This is a genomic window from Bryocella sp. (genome assembly GCF_058498515.1).
In genome coordinates, this window is sequence record NZ_JBMHYI010000064.1 from 19,250 (window position 1) to 39,782 (window position 20,533).

A 20,533-nucleotide genomic window follows, 5' to 3' on the forward strand; every position below is an offset into this window, starting at 1 on the left:
GACGATACGCCTTTGGAGCGATCTGCAATCGAAAACGGCCTCCGAGCCACTGTTGCGACGCAACAATCGCTCGAAGGCCGTGTCTAAGCCGCTACATCTTCTAGCGAGTTACTTGTCTCCGCCAAGCCGCAGCTTCAAGCCTGCACGCGCCGTCAGCGGTAGCCCCGGGAAGCCGATCGGCCCAATGTGCTGATCGTTGAGCAGATTGTTCACCTGCCCGAAGATCGTCAGACCGTACTTCCACGAGTACGTCGCGCCGAGGTCCAGCTTCACATAGCCGAAGTCCAGGTTGCGGTTCGGCAGGAGCAGAGTATTCGTGCCGAAGTAATCTTCCCCGTCCAGAAACGTGGAGTCGTCGCTGCGGCTCGCCATCGCGCCCAGCATCTGCAGTCCGAGGTGCTTGTACGTGTACTGCACGTCGAAGTACCCAGTATGCGGAGCACGCCGGAACGGACGCGCTCCCACCAGTGGACTTTCGGCGCCAATCGCAATATTCGGAAACGCCGGATTGATGGTCGGCGCTCCGCTGTTAGCCTCCACCGCATCCGACGCGAACGACTGCAACACCTGAGCATCGAGGTACGTGTAACCGCCGCGCACCAGCAGGCGCGGCAGAGGCTGCCACACGAGTTCCAGCTCCGCGCCCTGAGCGCGATACGCCAGCGAGTTCACATACGCCGAATACAACGTCGAAGGAGCGAACGTGTAGTTGAAATACTGGCTCAATGCCGTTGCACTGACGCCCTCCAGCTGGCGATCGAAGACGTTGTGGAAGTAGCCACCCTTCAGAACCAGCTTTTCGCCGAGGATGTTCTGGTCCACACCGACGTCATACGTGCGCGAGCGCTCCGCCGACTGCGGCCTAATGTGATACGCCTCAATGTCCGCGGTATCACCAATCGAAAGCAGCTGCTGGTACAGGCTCGAGTACTCGAGCGCAAGCGTCGGCTCCTGCACGCCCGTGGCGGCGTTAGCGCGCAACCTCGTGCCATGGAACCAACCCGCCTTGGGTCGCACTGGAACATAGCTCAGGCCAAAACGCGGTGTTCCCGCGATACCGTAGAGGTGATTCTTCTCTACCGCACCTCCAACCGAGTAGAAGAGCCGGTTCCAGAACTCGCCCTGGAAGCCAAGGTTGTATTCGAAGTTAGTGCGCCGCACCTTCTCGTTCTCTACGTAGGCATAGGCAGGAAGATAGTCGTTGAACGCGCCCCGCTCATTGTCGTAGCGGAAGCCGAAGAGTCCGATCAGATGCGGCGACCACGAATAGTCGCTCTGGTAATAGAGCTGGTCGCGATTGGAGGCCTGGTCGTCGTTGTTGCCGAAGAACAGCTGGGCCTGGCCCGTCGCCGTGTAGCCATTGGCGCCGCGGATCGTCACCACATTGCCTACATAGCCGAAGCCGCCAGCCACTCCTACTGGATTGCCTTCGTCGGCCTGCTCACGCTTGCGCGCGATGCCGTAGCGCACGAGGTTGTGCCACTTGTCGTGGAAGCGGTTCTCCAGCGTGATGCCGCTGTAGAGATCCTGATCGGCCTGATGGCCCGCCTCGGCGAGGCCCTGGAAGTCGTACCCGCCAGGAAGCCCCGCACGTGAAACCGTGCGGCGGATGGTGAAACGCAGCGTGGTATTGCCGTCAAAGTCATAGCCCAGGTTTCCGACGGCTGTGGCATTGTGATAGCGGTCGTTGGGCACGGCGTTCGACATGTCGAAGCGTGAGAAGCCGCCGAAGTAGTCCAGCCGCTGCCATGTGCCTCCGCCGGTCAGCTCGTCACGCCACTCGTGCAACGTGCCCGCGTCGCCCGAGTAGTTCAGCACCGGCTTCAGCGTGGTGCCGCGCTGCGTCTCGATGGTGACGACTCCCGCGCCGGCATCGGTGCCGAAGAGTGCAGAGTTGGGTCCGCGATAGATCTCCATCCGGCTGATAGCGGTCGAGCTCACATTGCCATAGTCGAACGTGCCGCCGACATCTTCCGCAGGAATCCCATCGATCGTCACCAGGTTCGCGGTGGAGTTGCCTCCACGCAGGAACAGCGACGTCACGCCGCCAGCCTCGCCCGTCTGCACCACGAACGCTCCCGGCGACTGGCGCACCAGGTCGTTCACGCCAAGCTGGTCGGCGAAGAGGTCGCCCGGAATCACCGTGACGGGAGAGGTCAGCTGCGGCAGCGGCGTAGGAATACCCGTCGCGCTCACCGAAATGTCCTGGCGCACGGTGTTCATCGCCAGCACCACGTCCTGTTGCAGGACGTCGGTGGCTCCGCCGTAGAAGTCGGGGCTGACGTACGGCAGAAACGGCGAGCCCGAGCCCAGCAGCGTAAACCGGCCGGCGTTGGAGTAGCGGATCTCATAGGAGCCATCCGTCCCCGCATACGCGAAGGCCACGGACTTGCCATTCTCGATCAGCTGCACGCGAGCGCCGGAGAGTGGAGCGCCGAGCGCGTCCGTGACGCGGCCCCGGACCACAACAGCATGGGCCGCGTGCATACCAAGCAGCGCCACGGCGAAGGCCGCTGCAGTGCGAAATGATCGTCGATTGGGAAAGGAGGTTGCAGCCGCTCGATGGCGGCACGAAACGAAGGATGTCATAGGTTCTCCTCACCTCCCCTTCGGAGGCGTGGCAGGCTGTACGCAGACGAACCGGTCTCCTGACTGGCGCGGTTACGGGCTGGACCTTGTAGAGAAGCCTTCCCTTCCCGATGCGCGAAGGCAACCAGTGGGAGCTTCGGTCCGGCCTCACCTGCAGCATCGCTGCAGGTACGCGCTTCACAGTTGCGGGGCAGTGGCGGAGTTTCACCGCGCTTCCCGAACATTCGCCAGCGGGTAGCAGTTGAAGGGTTCACGAGGCGCAGGTGCGCGGTCGCGAAGAATAGGCTGAGCTTCCAGTGTACGAGAGCCCTCGGCCGTGGAGAATCGGGCCCGTGCGATCCTCGAATTCAGGATTCGCGCCTACGGCAGCAGCAGGATCTTACCTGTGGTTTTGCGACCTGCCAAGTCGATGTGAGCTTGTGGCGCCTCTGCGAGTGGATAACGATGGCCGATGCGAACCTTCAGCTTGCCTTCTGCGATCCAGCGGAAGAGGTCGCCGGCACGCCGCTCCAGCTCTTCGCGAGTGGGCACGTAGTCCTTCAGCGTCGGCCGCGTGAGATAGAGCGACCCCGTCATGAGCCGAATGGGATCCATGGCAGGGACAGCGCCGCTGGAAGCTCCATAGAGCGCCATCAGGCCACGCGGGCGCAAACACTTCAGCGAGTCCTCAAAGGTCGTCTTGCCCACGGAGTCATACACCACCGGCAATCCCTTGCCTCCGGTAATCTCCTTCACCTGATCGACGAAGCTCTCGGTCGTGTAGTTGATGACGAAGTCTGCACCTGCGCCACGCGATAGCTCGGCCTTCTCCTCGGTAGAGACCGTTGTGATCACCTTCGCCCCCAGCATCTTCGCGACCTGCGTCAGCAGCAACCCCACCCCGCCAGCACCGGCATGCACCAGCACTGTATCGCCAGGCTGGATCGCGTAGGTGTCATGCGAGAGATAGTGAGCCGTAAGGCCCTGCGTCAGCAGCGCAGCAGCTGTGTCGAGATCGACGCTGTCCGGAACCTTCACGCACTCCGATGCCGGAGCGCAGGCGAGCTCCGCATACGTGCCGCGGCTTCCACCCCACGCGACGCGATCGCCAACCACGGACCCGGTGACGCCCTCGCCAAGCTCCACCACGGTTCCCGAAGCCTCTTGCCCCGGAATAAACGGCAGCGGCACGGGATAGCGGCCCTCGCGCAGATACGTGTCGATGAAGTTCACGCCCGCGGCGTGCACCTTCACCAGTAGCTGTCCAGCGGCAGGCTTCGGGTCATCGACCTCCACGAGTTGAAGTACCTCGGGGTCGCCCGTATGCGAAATCACAATTGCGTACATGTCTAGGTTGTCTCTTGGGAGAATAGGGATACGCGTTGTGCGCTAACGGGTCATGCTCTCTTCGCTGGGCTTCAGCCGCACCACGCGGTCGATGACATACGGCGTCCGCGCGGAGTCCGTGAAGTAGTGGCGCACCTGCAGTTCACCCAGCAGGCCGAAGCCTATCATCTGGATGCTGCCGAGCAACAGGACCGCAGCGATGATGAACCAGGGTCCATGGAGTCCGACGACGCTCTGCCCGGTGACCAGCTTCAGCACAAGCAGCCACATCGCAATGCCCGCGCCGGAGACGAGGCCCAGCGCGCCCAGGCCGCCGAAGAAGTGCAGCGGCCGCGTCATGTACTTCAGCAGGAACCGGATTGTGAGCAGATCGAACATCACGCGGAAGGTGCGCGAGATGCCGTAGTGGCTCTTGCCGGATTCACGTGCAGGATTGGAGATCGGGATCTCGCAGATCGACGCTCCATACCAGCTCGCGAGCGCCGGGATGAAGCGATGCATCTCGCCATACAGCGGCACGTTGCGGATGACCTCCCGGCGGTAGGCCTTGAAGGTGGTTCCAAAGTCGTGGATGTCGACTCCCGACAGCCGCGCCATCAGCCAATTGGCGATGGTCGATGGGATGCGCCGCATCACCACATTGTCCGCACGCTGCGCGCGCCAGCCACTCACCACGTCGTAGCCCTCTTCGAGCTTGGACAGGAACGCCGGGATCTCGGCTGGATCATGCTGGAGGTCGCCATCCATGGCGAGAATCGCCTCGCCCGAGGCGTGATCGAAGCCGGCAGCCAGCGCTGAGGTCTGCCCGAAGTTGCGGCGCAGTTTGATCAACAGCACGCGCGAATCGACGGCCGCAATCTCTTCCAGCAGCCTATAGGTGCGATCGCGTGAGCCATCGTCGACGAAGACCATCTCGAAGCTCTCGCCGACCTGCTCCATCACGTCCTTGACGCGGTCGTAGAGCTTCGTGACGTTCTCCTCTTCATTGTGGAACGGGACGACAATGGAGTACTTCGGCACGTCTTCGATGATACCCCCGCCCGCGGGTGCGATGGGGCCAAGAGAGCCCCACGACGACCCTGAACCCATGCAGGTCCCACCCTGGCCCTTGACCCTTTGGGTACCGCAACCGCCAATTGATCCCCACTGGGGCCCGGAGCGAGTCATCATAACGAATAACTTTGGCCGAAGCAGGGCCCGGACCAGCACGCGGTGCCGGTGCTCTCTTCGGCGGTCCTCCCTGGAGCAAGGAGTGCGGTCTTCATGAATCGTGTCGTGACGTTGGTCCTCTTGGTCTGTGTTGTGATCGGGGCATTCTGGCTCTATAAACAGCACGAGGCAGGCTCCACGCTGGGGAATGGCACAGTCACCTCTGCGGACGGCAGCGCTGTCTCCGGCGAACCTCAGGGAACCGGCGGCGGCCGCGTCAGCAATCAGCCTCCGGAGAGTTCCAAGGCCCAAACCGCCCAGGACAGCAACGGGCCGGTCGTCCTCCCTGCGAACTCCACTCAACTTCCCGTAGCCGACACCGTGGTTCCAAACCCTCCCAACGGACTCGCTTTTGGCGGCACCGGCCGCTACCAGTGGTACCGGCAGGACAACCTCACCTGGCGGGTAGATACTACCAGCGGTGAGGCCTGCATCGCGTTCGCCACGATGGACGAATGGAAAAAGCAGATCGTCTACAGCCACGGCTGCGGCAACGCCTAAGACATTGCATGACGACACCACAACGATTGATCTTCTCCTGTCCTTTTCACTCCCGCTCCCAAGGCGGGAGTTCTTATTTGCGAGCGACAGGAAGGCAGGTACACTGACGATGGTGGATCCGCTGGCCTCTGCGGCGCGCGTGTCCTCCGCCGCCACCTCAGGCTGGCCCGGTAGCTCAGTTGCATAGAGCAGCGCACTCCTAACGCGAAGGTCGCAGGTTGGACTCCTGCCCGGGCCACCACTCCAAAATCCCTATAAACATTAGCGATTTGCGGATCCCCTTCCAAGCCAGAGTGAGACAGGAAAATGGCCGTGTGATACAAAAGTGATACATCCTCAAATTATTCATGCACACCATCGCATCCAGGCGTTCATCGTCGCACTCCTGATCTTCTCCTTGAACATCATCACGGTGGACAGCATCTTCCACGCCCGATGAAGCCGCAAATCTGTGGCGGAGCTGGACACGCCAACGAGTCGTGCGATCTCTTCCACAGTGCATTCCACTGACCACCGGATGTCAGTCACCTCAACTTCCAATCAGCGGGTTATGGGCTGACCGTGGGGGCAGCCCAATCCTTTGTTTCCATTTCGGCGTCGATGCGTCACGTCATGTTGGCTCAGAGCGGATACCCGTATCGATCGCCTGCAGGCCAGCCATTGCTCGGAGGAAAACACCGATGACCAGCGCCACAGCAGTGAGCCTGAGAGATTCTCAGCCCCTCATGGCGCCGCCTGCTCCGAATCGGAAGCCAAAGGTAACCGTAGCTTTACGCAGGTTCCTTCCTCCGCGGCTCGGTCAAATTCGATTGTTCCCCCGACGCGGTTCACAATCAATTTGACGATAGACAGACCAAGGCCATTCCCAGACTCGGAGGATACGCCGCGTCCCCTATAAAAGCGCTCAAAGACCGCATCGAACTCGTTCTTCGCGATACCTGGTCCCTGATCCATCACATTCACGTAAGCGAAGGCCTCGTCGCTTGCGAGCTCCATTCGGACGGTGCCCTCTGGAGGAGAAAACTTCAGGGCGTTATGCAGAAGATTGATGATGGCCACGCGGAGCAGGCTTCTGTCGCCGCGAACTTTAGCGCTATCTTCGCTTCCTCGCACCAGAACCTGAATTCTTTTTTCTTCAGCGAGTACAGAGAGTATCGATGCAACCTCCAAAAGCAAAGGAGCAAGCGCCATGGCCTCCACGGTCGCGGAAGAATTTCCTGCTTCGGCGCGAGCGAGAAGAAGCAGGCTGTCGATGGTGTGATTGAGACGCTGAGTTTCTTCCAGAATGCTGCTGATGGCGTCTCGATATTGCTCGGGTGGCCGCTGCTGCGCGAGAGAGACCTCCCCGACGGTGCGCAGGGAAGCAAGAGGCGTGCGGAGCTCGTGAGCCGCATCTGCGGTGAAACGCTGCAGCTGCTGGAACGATTGCTCGAGGCGTTCCAGCAAGTGATTGAATACTGTTGCGAGAGCTCCTAGCTCATCTCGCGGATTCGCCACGACAAGACGATCATGGAGATTGTTTGCCGTGATTCCTTCCGCGCGTTCCGCCATAAGGCCGATAGGCCTCATGGCTTTGCCTGCAATCCACTGCCCGGTAATGCCCGCGAGGAGAATGGTGGCAAGCAGAGCGATCCCCAGCAGCCAAACGAATTGCCACATTCTCTCCCGAAGAGGCCGGAGACTGTAGCCAACACGGATGACGACGTCGCGACCGTGCATGCCGTGGATATGGCTGATAGCCGATACACGGGAACCATCCCTCAGCCGGACGATCCGCTCGTTCGCCGAGCCGTCCCCTTCACCGGCAATCAGGGGGCCCCCCAGGGACTCCCCGTCAAGACCTTTGCTGCGATAAAGCACCGTCCCGTTCAGATCCAGCACTTCCATCAGACGATCTACGAGAAGGTGGGACTGCGGACGGGAATAGTAGTCCTGCCGCAACTGCAGCTGCCCCGCGCCATCGAAGTACAGAAGACCTTCGACGGTTACCGCATCTTGCATCTCGTCATGAACAATCTGACGCGTCAAGGTCACGTACTGAAAGATGAAAACGATGATGGCGAAGATGAGGAGCAAGAAGGCAAGGACGCAGACGTACCAGGCGGTCAACCGCGTTCGAATGCTCCATCGCGCATCGACCTTCATCTCTACGGCTCCTGCAGGCAGAAACCGATGCCGCGAATCGTCCGGAGCAGCTTGACTCCAAAGGGATCGTCTACCTTCTTCCGCAACCGAGCCATTTGCACGTCGATCACATTGTCGATAGGCGTGTAGCGTGATGTTTCCTGCCAGACATCTTTCGCTAACATCTCGCGGGAGACAGTTCGCCCCTTGTTCTTGGAAAGGTAGAACAGCAGGTCAAACTCCCGAGCGGTGAGATCCAGCTTCTGGCCGTCTCTCCAAGCGGACCTGGCGGCGGAATCAAGTTCGAGATCACCGACTGTCAGTCGCCGCGGAGTCGATGGAAGTACCCTTCGCAGCAGGGCTTCAATGCGGGCAATGAGCTCAGGGAAAGAAAAGGGTTTGCCCATGTAGTCGTCGGCCCCGGTCTTGAGCCCGGCCACGCGGTCTTCAACCGTGTTGTGGGACGTGAGGATGAGAACCCGCGTGTCCAAACCCTCCTCGCGAAGCTGCTGAAGAATATCGAGACCGTTTCGCTGCGGGAGGGTCAGGTCAAGCAAGACCAGATCGGGGTGCAGGCGGTGTACCAGGAAGAATCCTTCCTCCGCGGACGAAGCGGCTTTGACTTCGTAGCCCGCCCCCTCGAGGCCGGAAGCAAGGGCTGTAGACAGTTTTCGGTCGTCTTCGATGATGACAATACGCGCGCGCTCATCCACCCTTTTGGGCCTCATGCCCATGATTTCGCAGGTTTAGCTGAGCCGCAAGAGAGCAATGTCGAATGTCAGAAAGATGTAAGGGTATGTAAGCGAAAGAGTTGGTCTACTCCGGTCAAGCGTTTTTGCTTCGGAGATTCCGTGCTTAGTCCCCTTATCGCTCTTGCTTTCGCTTCAAGCGTCGCAATTGCCCAGAATCCGACTCTTACGGCTCCGGCCACCCTGCCGATAACCTTTACCAAAACCGTCAGTGCGAATCGTGCGAAACTTGGCGACACAGTCGAAGCCAAGACCGTCCAGCGTGTTCAGCTCCCGGGTGGACGGAGCATTCCTTCCGGTGCGCGAGTTGTGGGTCACGTTGTCAACGCCAACGGCTTCATGTATGACAAGACTCCCTACGCACACCAGAAGGCGTCCGCTCTCAGAGTTCACTTCGACTCTATCGAGGTTAACGGTCAGGCAGTTCCGCTCAACGTGACCGTGCGGGCCATCGCCACACCAATCGCGACGTGGGATGCCGAGAAGCCACAAGCCAGCGACATGGACCCCTTGGCCACGACAACGCAAATCGGCGAAGATCAACTGATTCCGTCGCAGTCCGAAGTTCGCAACCTGGATGGTGATGTAGTCGCCTACAACAGGCGGGATGGAGTTTATGCCCATCTGATCGCACGAGGCGGCTGCGATGGGAGTGACGTTGAGGTGTCCGTTGGAATCTTCTCCGCGTCGGCTTGTGGCGCTTACGGGTTCGCCGATGTCCGCCTCGCAGAGCGCGGAACAGCAGCACAACCTTCCACGCTGACTCTTGTCTCGACTCACGGCTCTCCGGAAATCTGGAAGCACACCACCGCTTTGCTCGAAGTCATTCCACAGCAGACGGCATCACCGGGGCGATAATCGCGCATGACCTTGCGAGCCGTTGTCACCTTTTGCCTGCTGGGATGCGCCATGCCGTTCTGCCTCGGGCAGCAACCGGCGGTGCCCCAGCAAGCTACGCTGACCTTACAAGAAGCTGAGAACGTCGCTGTGGCGAACCAGCCGCGACTGCTCGCTGCTCAGCTTCGCGCGCGCGCGTCGGCTGAGCGCATCCGTCAAGCTCGATCCGGCCTGTTCCCAACGGTGCAAGCGAACGCAACGGGAACGTTAGTAGCAGACACAGGTACGGCTACCGCAGCTGGAAATCTTACGACTTCGTCCGTTTCGGATCGCTTCGCTTACGGGGGAAATCTGACCCAACTTGTCACGGACTTCGGTCGTACAAGCGCGTTGGTCGGCAGTACGCGTGCCACAGCTGCGGCGCAGAATGACGTGGCCACCCTCACGAGCGCACAGGTGCGGCTCAATGTACGTGAAGCCTACTTCCAGGTGCTCGGCGCGGAGGCTGTTCTGCGTGCTGCCAAGGCTGCGCAGGCGAACCGTCAGCTTGTCACGCGTCAACTGAGTACATTGGCTCAAAGCGAGTTGCGTTCGACGCTGGATGTGAACTTTGCCAAAGTTTTGGAGAGCGAAGCTGATCTAGCCGTTGTGCGCGCCGAGAGCGGTGTCGCCCAGGAGAGAACGCGGCTTGCAACCGCGATGGGAGCATCGCAACCGATCATCGCCGTGCTGGGCGATATCTCGCTCAGTGCTGAAGCACTTCCACCTTCGCCCGATGATCTACAGCAAGAAGCTGTGGCACAGCGTGCTGATCTCGGAGCTGCGCAGTCCGAGGAGAAAGCGGCAAAAGAATTTGCTCTCTCCGAAAAGCGCCGGAGCTACCCCTCCTTGAATATTCTCGGCGCTGCCGGCCAGGTTCCGTATCACGACCACACCCTGCACGAGCGTTATGTTGCAGCCGGTTTCAATCTCAACATTCCGATATTCAACGGAAATCTATTTTCGGCCCGACGCGCTGAGGCCGAACTAGAGGCGCAGGCCAGAACGCGCGACACCCAGGAACTACGGTTGCAGGTGAATCAGCAGGTTCTCAATGCGTGGTATCGAGCCAATGAGGCATTTCAGAGTCTTGATGTGACGGCACGGCTCGTGGCACAGAGTAAGGAGGCCCTGCGTTTGGCGCAGGACCGCTACCTAGCCGGTCTGGGTAGCATTGTCGAGTTGAACGAGGCACAGCTCAACGAGACCTCCGCCGAGATCAGCGCCGCCGATGCGAACTATACCTACTTGACTCGCCGCGCTGAGCTGGACTTCGCATCGGGATTACTGAATTGAAAGGACGCGCACCTTTGGAGCATTCGAAACGAGTCTTGGCTGCCGTCCTGATTAGCGGTGAGATTCTCACGCAGGGCTGTAAATCGGCGCCACTGCCGGTTGCGGCAATTCCGACTGTTCCAGTTGCCATGGCGGAGCCCGCAAATTTGGAAAACAATCTCGTGCTCTCCGCAGAGTTCCGCCCCTTCCAAGAGGTAGACGTAATGGCAAAAGTCGCGGGGTACGTCCGCGCGATCAATGTAGATATAGGTAGTCACGTCGGGCAAGACGCCGTCCTAGCGACGCTAGAAGTCCCAGAGATACAAGATGATCTCGCAAAAGCCAAGGCAGGAGTGGCAGCAGCTGAAGCAAACATCGCCACAGCCCAAGCGGGAGTGCAACGTGCACAGGCGGGAGCAAATATAGCAAGACTGTCGTTCCAGCGTATCCAGGACGTGGCCAACCGCGATAAAGGCTTGGTTCCCAAGCAGGATCTAGACGTGGCTCAGTCCAAGCAGCTCGAGGCCGATGCGCAGCTTGCAAGCGCCAATTCCATGTTGAAGTCGGCACAGCAAAGCAAATTCGAAGCGGAGTCAGAGTATTCCCGCGCTGAGGCGATGGTTCAGTACGCCACCATCCGTGCGCCTTTTACCGGTGTCGTCACAAAGCGCTACGCGAACACGGGCTCCATGATTCAGGCAGGGATCTCGTCTCAGACGCAGGCAATGCCGGTGGTGCGCCTGGCGCAAAATGATGTCCTTCGTTTGAGCCTTCCAGTTCCGGTGAGTGCCGTATCGGAGATTCGAGACGGCCAGGTCGTGGATGTCGATGTGACAAGCACAGTCCGCCACCTTCAGGGCAAGATCGCACGCTATGCCAATGCTGTGCAGATGGCCACAAGGACTATGGACACCGAGGTGGACGTTCCAAATTCCGATAGCTCGCTTGTGCCCGGGATGTACGCGGAGGTTCATCTTCATCTCACAGATCATCCTGCTGCCCTCAGCGTTCCTCTGGACGCTGTCGATGGCTTGGGAACGAGCGTGCAGCAGGTCTACGTCGTGCGCGATGGGATTGTGCATCTCGTGACCGTGAGCGTTGGCTTACAGACGCCGAACCGGGTCGAAATTCTTTCCGGCCTTCAGCGTGGTGACCAGGTCATCGTCGGTCGCCATACAAGTCTGTCTGACGGCGAGAAGGTGGATGCACGTCCTGCGGCATACGAGAGCAACGGCCAAAACTAACCCGAAAGGAAACATCACTGCCGCATGTCAGGTTTCTCCATCCGCAACCCGTACTTGATTGTGGTGCTATGTTTGGTCGTCACAATTCTTGGCACAGTGAGCGCTGGGGACATGCCGGTCGATATGTTTCCGTCGGTCAATCTTCCTGTGGTAGCTGTCGCGACCTTCTATTCCGGCATGCCGCCGCAGCAGATCGAAGCGAATATCACTTATCACCTTGAGCGACAGTTCACGCTGGCGGCAGGCATCGACCACATGGAGTCCCGGTCGCTCCCCGGCGTATCTCTGATCAAGGTCTACTTTCGCGCGGGCACTGATGCCGATGCAGACGCTGCGAGTATCTCGTCTCTTGCAAGCAGCGATCTCCGCGACATGCCTCCGGGTACATACCCGCCGATCGTGCTGAAGCAGGACGCTTCCAGCACGCCCGTCGCACTGGTGACTCTCAGTGGTTCGGGACTGAACGAAAGCAAGCTGAAGGACATCGGGCAAAACTTTGTCCGCAATCAACTTGCCAGCGTCCAGGGTGCATCTGTTACGCAGCCGTTTGGCGGGCGCTGGCGGCAGATCATGCTCTATGCCGACCCTTATAAGCTGGAGGCGAATCAACTTAGCCCGATGGATGTAGTTCGTGCCGTGAACGATGCCAATGTCATTCTGCCGGCTGGTGATGTGCAGATCGGCCGCTATGACTACAACATCTACACGAACTCGATGCTCGGCGGAGCTGCTGATATCGCCCAGGTTCCGCTCAAGATGGTCGGACAGTCGCCGGTGCGGGTCGGAGATGTAGCCAATCCGCAAGATTCGTTCGGCCTGCAATACAACATTGTTCGTGTGGACGGACAGCGTGGCGTCTACCTTCCGATCTTCAAGCAAGGGGGCGATTCGAACACCATCGCCATCGTCAATGGAGTAAGGGCTACGCTCAAGACACTTGTCGATGTCCCGGCGACACTGAAGACGGAGGTCGAATTCGACCAGTCGCGCTTCGTGAAGACCGCCATCGAAACCCTGGTGCACGAGGGGGCCGTGGGACTGTTTCTGACCTGCGTGATGATTCTCATCTTCCTGGGCAGTTTGCGCGCAATGATTGCAGTCTTCTTTTCCATCCCACTGTCCCTGCTCACCACGTTCTTCATCCTGAAGCTCACGGGCAGTTCCATCAACAGTATGGTTCTCGGAGGGCTTGCTCTTGCACTTTCCCGACTGATCGACAACTCGGTTGTGGTGCTGGAGAACATCTTTCGGCACATGGAGGAGGGTGAACCTCCCGTCGTCGCAGCAGAGAACGGCGGCAAGGAAGTCGCTCTGCCGGTACTCGCAGGTACGCTGACGACAGTCGTTGTCTTCTTCCCGGTCACGATGCTGTATGGCGTCAGCAAGTTCCTGTTTTCTGCCCTCGCGCTGGCCGTCGTAATTTCGCTCTTCGCCTCGTATTTTGTCGCGCTCACGGTCGTTCCCTTGTTTTGTGCGCGGTTCATCAAGAGCCCTCATGGCGAGGTGGTGCATGAGTCTGCTGAAGATGAAGTCGCTGTCACAGCAGATCCGAAGACGACACATCATGGACTGTGGTCACGCTTCAATGCTGCGTTCACCCGCGGCTTCGACGCCATGCTTCATCGTTATGACCGGCTCGTGGCCAGTGTTCTTGAGCGTCCCTGGGCGACGCTTGGGGCCGGGGCGGCCCTGCTCGCAGTTTCACTCTGCTTCTTCCCATGGATTGGGTTGTCCTTCTTTCCGCGCACCGATGCCGGGCAATTCGTTATCAGCTTCAAAGCGCCGTCCGGCACGAAACTCGAGGCCACCGAACAGGAAGCTGAGCGGATCGAGAACATCATTCACAGAATCGTCAACGAACATGACCTTGGCATCGTGGTTACCAACATCGGCGTTGATCCCGGATTTTCTGCACTCTTCTCTCCCAATGCGGCGATGCACACCGGTTTTACGCAGGTAGCTCTCGCAGAAGGGCACAAGGAGAGCAGTTTCCAATACATCGATCAGGTAAAGGCGGCAGTTGCAAATGAACTGCCGGAACTTCAGACGTTCTATTCGTCCGGCAGCCTGGTCGACGGTGTTCTCAATATGGGAGCGCCGGCGCCGATTGACATTCGAATTATCGGGAACGATGTAAACGCCGACTACGCACTTGCACAAAACCTTGCTGGCCAGATTCGTCCATTGCGTGAAGCGGCTGATGTCTTCATTCCGCAGGACATCGACTATCCTTCACTGCGAATCTCCATCGACCGTACTCGAGCCAGCGAGTTGGGTCTCACCGAGAAGGAGACCGTCTCCAACATCATCACGGCCCTGACCTCCAACCAGATGATCGCTCCCTCCATCTGGATCGATCCGACGAGTGGTAACAATTATTTCCTTACAGTGATGTACAAGGAAGGCCAGATCAAGTCCCTCGAAGACTTGAAGGCCATCCCACTGCATGGCACAAACGTCGCGCAACCTACACGCCTCGACATGGTTGCGAATATCGAGCAGTTCAATGCGCCCACAGAGATGGACCATACCCAGATTCGCCGCAACCTGGACATCTATGTTCGGCCACAGTCCGAGGATCTGGGCACGATCACGAAGCAGATTCAGAAGATCGTAGACGGAGCGAACGCGCCTCGCGGCATTAGCGTCTCTCTTACGGGCAGCGTGACCTCGATGAACGCGTCGTTCAAGAGCTTCGCAATCGGCCTCACCCTCTCGATCAGTCTGCTGTACCTGATCCTTGTCGCTCAGTTCCGGTCTTTCCTCGATCCGTTCATCATCATGCTTGCCCTCCCTCCGGGAATCGCGGGTGTCATCTTTGCGCTGTTGCTGTCGGGGACAACACTCAACGTGATGTCCTTGATGGGCGTCGTGATGCTTGCCGGAATCGCGCTATCGAACAGCATCCTGATCGTCGAATTCGCACACCATCTGATCAAGCAAGGGCGAGGCGTCCGAGAAGCGATCATCACCTCCTGCCGCGTCCGTCTTCGGCCCATTCTCATGACCTCTCTTGCCACGCTCATCGGGCTTCTGCCGATGGCTCTCAAGCTGGGAGAAGGCAGCGAAGCCTACGCTCCGCTCGCACAAGCGCTGATTGGCGGCTTGACATTGTCCGTCGGGCTGACCATCTTCTTGGTGCCAGCAGGCTTCTACCTTGCCTACGCTGGGCGCGCGGAAAGAAGCAGCACTCCTCCTGCGCTTGCTGATTGAAACCACCGCAAGCAGGACCGCACCTTCCGCCAACTGCACCCTCCACCCGAGGTGGCTGAGGTCGCCTGACCCATCCCGGATTGGACAACAATCTGGAGGCGATTTCCGTCGCTGGCACGCCAGCCTCCGCAAGCCAGTGGGCGAGGCCATAGATCTGCCCCACATCCATTACTGAAATCACCCATTGCGCGGGCCACCAGGAGACGACGGACGACTTCCAACGGTTGAACAATCGCATCGTCGGTCTTGCTCTTCGATGGCACAGGGTTTCGCTTCGTGGCGTTCAATATTGCTCCCGAGCCACGTAGGATTGTAGTCGTTACGAATTGCTTGAACCGGATGACGGTGTGGGTACTCTCACGCCTGTTCGCCACGAGTGCAATCCCACTCTTCCGTCGTTCTCCGGGCGAGATAGTAGTAACCCTGCTTACCGGCGAAATTCGCAATCAAGGTGATCGCATGTGGGAAGCCTTCTGATCTGGCGGGGTCGCCCCCAGCAAGCAGGTCATGTATCTGTTGCCTCGGGGCCATCCACCGCATCGGGGGGAGGCCCCGTCTGCGCATACCCCAGACAGTCTTCATCTTCGCCGGAGGCGTTCTTCCCCGCCGAAAGGGCCGGGGAAGATCCGATGAGTTAGTATTCGAACTTGATACCGAACTGGATTTGTCTTGACTGGGTCTGTCCAAGGGAACGCTGTGACGTAGACTGACCGAATGTCGTACTGATGATGCTTGAGGTCACGGGATTGAAGTTGCTGTGATTGAGAATGTTGAATACGTCCGCGCTGAACCGCATGTGAAGACGGTCGGTCAACGTGGTCCGCTTGTTTAGCTGGAAATCCCAGTTGAATATTCCAGGGTTGTGCAGGAGACCACGTGCCATTTTGGCGGTCGGGTCGATCACTCCTTTGCCCTGCGACAGCGGACAGTTTGGCAAAGTGATACATTCAGCGAAGTAATTGACCGTTCGCGAACCCCCGGTGAGCACTTTTTTCTGAGAAACGTTCAGGAGGCTCAGGGGACCAGTGACGACTGCCCGGTCGTTCGTGTCGCCATCGTAGTTGGCGTCGATGCCGGCCGTCGGTACAAATGGGAAGCCAACCTGAGCATCGATGATGGAGCCAAGGTTCCAGCCTGAGATCAGCCGATCCGTGACAGGGCCCGCGCTTGTCGCCAGCATTTTATTTCGGCCAAACGGGAGCTCATACATCACGCTGGACGCGAAACGGTTACGTACGTCGAAGTTCGAGTCGCCGTAATTCGCATGGAGCGGCTCGTACTGTGTATAGGTACCGACAAAAGTGGCTGCCGCCTGATTCAGCGTCAGCGTGGTGTTCCCTGTCACGCACCGCACCGCTGCCTGCATAGCAACGGCGCTGTTTGCACTTGGCGTAACAGCGACACCTCCATTGAGGGCCGCGGTCTGCGCTTGCATGCAGGCTCCATTGGCTGCCATCAGGGTCCCTAATTCGTTCTGAATGGTCGACTGCGGAAAGGCGGAATCTGACGAGCTCGAGATCTCGTCAGAAATGGTGTCTTTGCTGTGGGACCAGGTATACGAACCCTGCACGGAAAGCCCATTGGCGTAGCGGTGGTTAATGTCCACCAACAGGCCATGGTAGTTCGATCTACCGCTCGTGGTGCGTGTCTGCCAATCGGCGAACGGTGCGCGCACGATTCCGGCGTTGATGTCTGATTGCTGACGGGTGGCGGTGCCTTGGTTCGTCATGCGGAACTGACTCGCGAACGAGGTGCCGAAGTTGGGTTCGGTCGTCGCCAGGAGCTTGGTGCCCATGGCGCCCACATAGCTGACGTTGAGTACGGTGTTCTTCTCAAGTTCCTGAGAAATGCCTAGGGTGAAGCGCTGTGTATACGGGGTGCGGGACGCAGGATCAATCGTGACCAGGCTGAAAGGCGTCGTTGTATCCACCGCGGGCGCTCCGACATGTCCATCGTAGGATCCGGTGGAGAGTGTAACGTTCACCACATCCGGCGGGTTGAAGCGGGAATTCTCATACACGTTATTGAAGATGCGATCGAAGTAGACACCGTATCCACCCTTTAGGATCGTTTTGGCATTGCCCCGAGTGTCCCAGGTGAAGCCGACACGCGGAGCGACGTTGTTGTTATCCGCGCACATTTCACCTATGCCGAATTTCGTCGGATTGATGACTGCCATGGTGGAAAGCGCGGGCCCATAGGGAGTAGGTGCGCAGGCTTCGGGCCGGTTGTTTGCGTCCATCACGAAAGCGTTCGAGAGTTCGTTATTCTTTTCGGTGAACGGGGGAAACCGCTCGTAGCGCACGCCGTAGTCAATCTGAAAGGTCGGGAAGACGCGCCAGCTGTCTTCCGCGAAAAAGCCCATCTCCAGCGCGCGATAGTAGCGCATCGAGTTTCCGGTCAGGAAGAAGTTCTGGATCTGGCTGGTGAGCACGGCATTGCGAATGGAGGCAAACGCCGTGGTGGCTGCGGAAGAACTGTCGTTGAAGGTGACCTGCGGGCGGACATAGCGCGCGAAGACATCGTTATCCTGATCCAATTCCCATGAGAAGCCGATCTTGATCTGATGCTTGCCCTTTTGCCACAACACCGAATCAGCCACCTGGAACTGGGTATTAAAACGCGCCTGAGGCATGTTATAGGCTTGCCCTGTGCTGGCAAACGTACTGGCCGTGAAGACAAAGGAAGGAAAGCCATTCGGGTTGCCGGTGTCCGAGGAGTAAGGCTGGCCTGCATTCGGGCCGCTCGTACGCAGGACACCGGAGGCCAACATCGCAGCGCTTGGACTTTCCAAGGGATAAGTGATTGGCGTGTGCTGCACCGCAAAGCGCGCCTGGTTCACGATGGAGCTAGTGAACGTCTGGGTGTCGCCAAGCACGACGTGCCAGGGCGTCTCAAATGTGCCTACACCCTGATACGGCAGATTGCCAGTATTGCCAGAAACAGCTGGCGTTTCGTTCTGATAACTAAGCGTCGCAAACGCCTGGTTCTTTATTCCGATGTTCTGATCGATACGGCCGAATCCAGTATCGGCAAAGCTGTTATTTGCCTTGATACGGGTAAGCTTTGTTGTCCAGGTTGCCTTGTTCGTCGGGTCGAAGGCGACGCTGGAGATCGCCGGGTATCCTGCTGCAAAGATCGCATTCATGAGCGGGTTTGCGGCAGGCGCAGCGGGTTGACCCGCTACGCCGTAGTTTGTGGTGTACCAGGCGGAGGTTGTATCCGTCAGTGAGGCCGTGAATTGGCTAGTCGGAATTACTACCTGGCTCGAATTTTGCGAAACCTGGCGGAACCCTTCATAGGCTCCGGAGAAAAAAGCCTTGTCGCGGATGATCTTTCCGGCGACCCATGCACCGAACTCGCTCTGTTTGAACGGAGTCTTCGTTCCTACGTTGTCGAAGAATCCGCGGGTGTTGAGTACGGAGTTACGGAGAAACTCCCACGCGGTGAAGTGGAGCGCATTCGCGCCAGATTTGCTGACTACATTGACCACAGCCCCCGAGCTGCGGCCAAACTCGGCTGGAGCGTTGCTGGTAATCACGGTAAATTCGCCAAGAGCATCCAACGGGATCGCGCTGACAGAGTTCGAGACGTTCCCTGCGGTACCTGAAGGCACTGTCGGATCGTTGGCGTCGCCACCGTCTATCAAGTAATTGTTGACGGTCGACCGCGCCCCAGCCGCGGTCACACCGGAACCCTGTCCCGATGCACCAGACGAACGCGAGGTGCCAGGGGCAAGGAATACGAGGGCCTGATAGTCGCGGCCATTCAGCGGCAACTCTTTAATTTGACGGGAATCGACCAGCGCCCCTGTCGCAATCTGCTCTGTCGTCACGCTAGCGCTTGTTGCGGTCACATCGACTGTCTGGCTGATCTCGCCAACGGTCAAGAGCACATCCAGACTGCGGGTCTGATTCAGGGTAACTTCTACACCTGTCACCTTGGATATCTCAAAACCCGCTGCTTCGACGACTACCGTGTAGATACCAGGAGGCACATCATCTAATGCGTAATGCCCCGCATGATCTATCTTGTCGACTCTCTCGGAGGAGGTGGCTTCGCTGATAAGCCTCACCGTGCCACCGCCCACCATTGCGCCGCTTGTATCCTTAACGGAACCAGTCAGTCCGCCGCCAGTCTGACCTTGTGACCACGCCTGCCCCTGACCCAACAGCATCCAGAGAAATGCCACCAAACCAGCCCTAAACGTGCTTCTCATTCATTACCCTCCCGGGAAAGTAGAGTACGCTGTGCCTCCTTCGAAGGCAGGCTGCTTTGAACGTCTATATCTGCACCATGGACACGCCTGCGCATACCCTCTGCCAAATGGCGGACACAGGAAAGACGGGACAGATGGGCAACAGCCGACGTCGGCATCAGCCAAAAGCTGGGCATGCAAAGCAGAGATGTTTCGCGATATAGGCTACGGTAATGAAAGAGCGTCAAGGAAGTCTTGCACTTGCCTAACAAATATTCGCAAAATTAGCATTCGCATGATGACGGTATTCAGACGGTGTTAAGCCCAGGTGTTTTTTGAAGGCCACGGAGAAATGACTCTGGTCTGAATACCCTGCAGAGAGAGCAATCTCTACGATGGAACGTGACGTATTCCGCAGGTCCTTGCATGCGACTCCGAACCGAAGCTCACGTAGGCGCTCTCCGACGGTGCGTTTGTAGTGCTGCCGGTATTCACGTGCCAGATGCACCGGATGGACTTTGACGGCTCTTGCGATTTCATCAAGCAGCACGTGCTTCGGATAGTTGTTGCAGATATACGTTTCGGCCTCAGCTAGCCAACTTGGCCGCCGCTTTGGGCCAAAACTTTGTTGCCGGAAGATCTGGACCAGAAAGCGCATCGCCAGGCCATCGAGGAGTAAGGGCGAGAATGTGTCCGGGGACTGGAATTCCTTGTACAGTTGCTGGGCCGCAAGTTGAGGTGGACCTCCGCGAAGTACTATGAACCTCTGGCTGTCCAGCCCAGCTGACGTGAAGCGTTGCAGGACACGTGCCGACACCTCTATATGGAGCAGGCGAACTCCTGTCTCAGAATAGTGGCTTTCATGCGGCACGCCGGCAGGGGTGAAAGTGATGTTGCCGGGCCGAAACTCCTGCCTTTCACCCTTCCGCATCTGCGTATAAACACCGTGCAGCGTCACGCCCACAAACGCTCGCGTGTGAGCATGAACCGGCAGGCGTGTGTTCGGCGCATAGTTCCTTTCCGTGACCCGAAATGCTTCGCCTGAAAACTCTCGAACTGCTGCACCAGTGAAAGGCATACAACCGACATGTTGCAGACTCATGCCACCATCCAGTATTTGTAAATTTTCAGTTAGTCAGGCCGCCAAGCGATGCCGAATCGCAGCGAAGCAAATACAAACAACGCCCTGGGGCGCGATGTGAGTAGATACCATTTGTGACCCTCGGCAC

The 20,533-nt window shown here is 58.5% G+C and carries 12 protein-coding genes, 1 tRNA gene and 1 riboswitch; of the genes, 6 read left to right on the forward strand and 7 right to left on the reverse strand.

The window, feature by feature from the left end:
* Nucleotides 1-108: 108 nt before the first annotated feature.
* From AC5E6W_RS18815 to AC5E6W_RS18825, 3 genes are all read right to left on the reverse strand, one after another.
* Nucleotides 109-2,589: a TonB-dependent receptor gene (locus AC5E6W_RS18815; protein WP_491753875.1), complete on the reverse strand. Its 2,481-nt coding sequence runs from the start codon at nt 2,587-2,589 to the stop codon at nt 109-111.
* A 32-nt stretch (nt 2,590-2,621) separates the two neighbouring features.
* A riboswitch (cobalamin riboswitch) is annotated at nt 2,622-2,832 on the reverse strand.
* A 117-nt stretch (nt 2,833-2,949) separates the two neighbouring features.
* The gene (locus AC5E6W_RS18820; RefSeq protein ID WP_491753876.1) at nt 2,950-3,915 is read right to left on the reverse strand and encodes a quinone oxidoreductase family protein; all 966 of its coding nucleotides are present in this window, start codon (nt 3,913-3,915) and stop codon (nt 2,950-2,952) included.
* Nucleotides 3,916-3,957: 42 nt separating this feature from the next.
* Nucleotides 3,958-4,935 (reverse strand): glycosyltransferase family 2 protein, encoded by a 978-nt coding sequence (locus AC5E6W_RS18825; protein ID WP_491753912.1) that lies wholly within the window; start codon nt 4,933-4,935, stop codon nt 3,958-3,960.
* Nucleotides 4,936-5,178: 243 nt separating this feature from the next.
* On the opposite strand from AC5E6W_RS18825, the gene AC5E6W_RS18830 reads away from it, so the two are divergent.
* A complete protein-coding gene (locus tag AC5E6W_RS18830; protein WP_491753877.1) occupies nt 5,179-5,625 on the forward strand; it encodes a hypothetical protein in 447 nt (148 codons plus the stop codon).
* A gap of 164 nt (nt 5,626-5,789) precedes the next feature.
* Nucleotides 5,790-5,866 (forward strand) — tRNA-Arg (locus AC5E6W_RS18835).
* A 482-nt stretch (nt 5,867-6,348) separates the two neighbouring features.
* On the opposite strand, the gene AC5E6W_RS18840 is transcribed toward AC5E6W_RS18835, so the two are convergent.
* Nucleotides 6,349-7,770: a sensor histidine kinase gene (locus tag AC5E6W_RS18840; protein ID WP_491753878.1), complete on the reverse strand. Its 1,422-nt coding sequence runs from the start codon at nt 7,768-7,770 to the stop codon at nt 6,349-6,351.
* A gap of 2 nt (nt 7,771-7,772) precedes the next feature.
* Nucleotides 7,773-8,462, reverse strand: coding sequence for a response regulator transcription factor (locus tag AC5E6W_RS18845; protein WP_491753879.1), 690 nt, complete (start codon nt 8,460-8,462; stop codon nt 7,773-7,775).
* Between the two features lie 345 nt (nt 8,463-8,807).
* Here AC5E6W_RS18845 and AC5E6W_RS18850 point away from each other — a divergent pair, with 345 nt between their 5' ends.
* From AC5E6W_RS18850 to AC5E6W_RS18865, 4 genes are read left to right on the forward strand one after another with little or no spacing between them, the layout of a single operon-like run.
* The gene (locus AC5E6W_RS18850) at nt 8,808-9,356 is read left to right on the forward strand and encodes a hypothetical protein (protein ID WP_491753880.1); all 549 of its coding nucleotides are present in this window, start codon (nt 8,808-8,810) and stop codon (nt 9,354-9,356) included.
* A 6-nt stretch (nt 9,357-9,362) separates the two neighbouring features.
* A complete protein-coding gene (locus AC5E6W_RS18855) occupies nt 9,363-10,670 on the forward strand; it encodes a TolC family protein (RefSeq protein WP_491753881.1) in 1,308 nt (435 codons plus the stop codon).
* A gap of 35 nt (nt 10,671-10,705) precedes the next feature.
* Nucleotides 10,706-11,893, forward strand: coding sequence for an efflux RND transporter periplasmic adaptor subunit (locus AC5E6W_RS18860; RefSeq protein ID WP_491753882.1), 1,188 nt, complete (start codon nt 10,706-10,708; stop codon nt 11,891-11,893).
* Nucleotides 11,894-11,917: 24 nt separating this feature from the next.
* Nucleotides 11,918-15,106, forward strand: coding sequence for an efflux RND transporter permease subunit (locus AC5E6W_RS18865; RefSeq protein WP_491753883.1), 3,189 nt, complete (start codon nt 11,918-11,920; stop codon nt 15,104-15,106).
* 634 nt (nt 15,107-15,740) lie between these two features.
* Here the strand turns inward: AC5E6W_RS18865 and AC5E6W_RS18870 are convergent.
* Together AC5E6W_RS18870 and AC5E6W_RS18875 are read right to left on the reverse strand one after the other, a co-directional pair.
* Nucleotides 15,741-19,325 carry a carboxypeptidase-like regulatory domain-containing protein gene (locus AC5E6W_RS18870; protein WP_491753884.1) on the reverse strand — a complete coding sequence of 1,195 codons (3,585 nt, stop codon included), beginning with the start codon at nt 19,323-19,325 and terminating at the stop codon, nt 15,741-15,743.
* Between the two features lie 244 nt (nt 19,326-19,569).
* A complete protein-coding gene (locus tag AC5E6W_RS18875) occupies nt 19,570-20,406 on the reverse strand; it encodes a helix-turn-helix transcriptional regulator (protein WP_491753885.1) in 837 nt (278 codons plus the stop codon).
* Nucleotides 20,407-20,533: the final 127 nt, after the last annotated feature.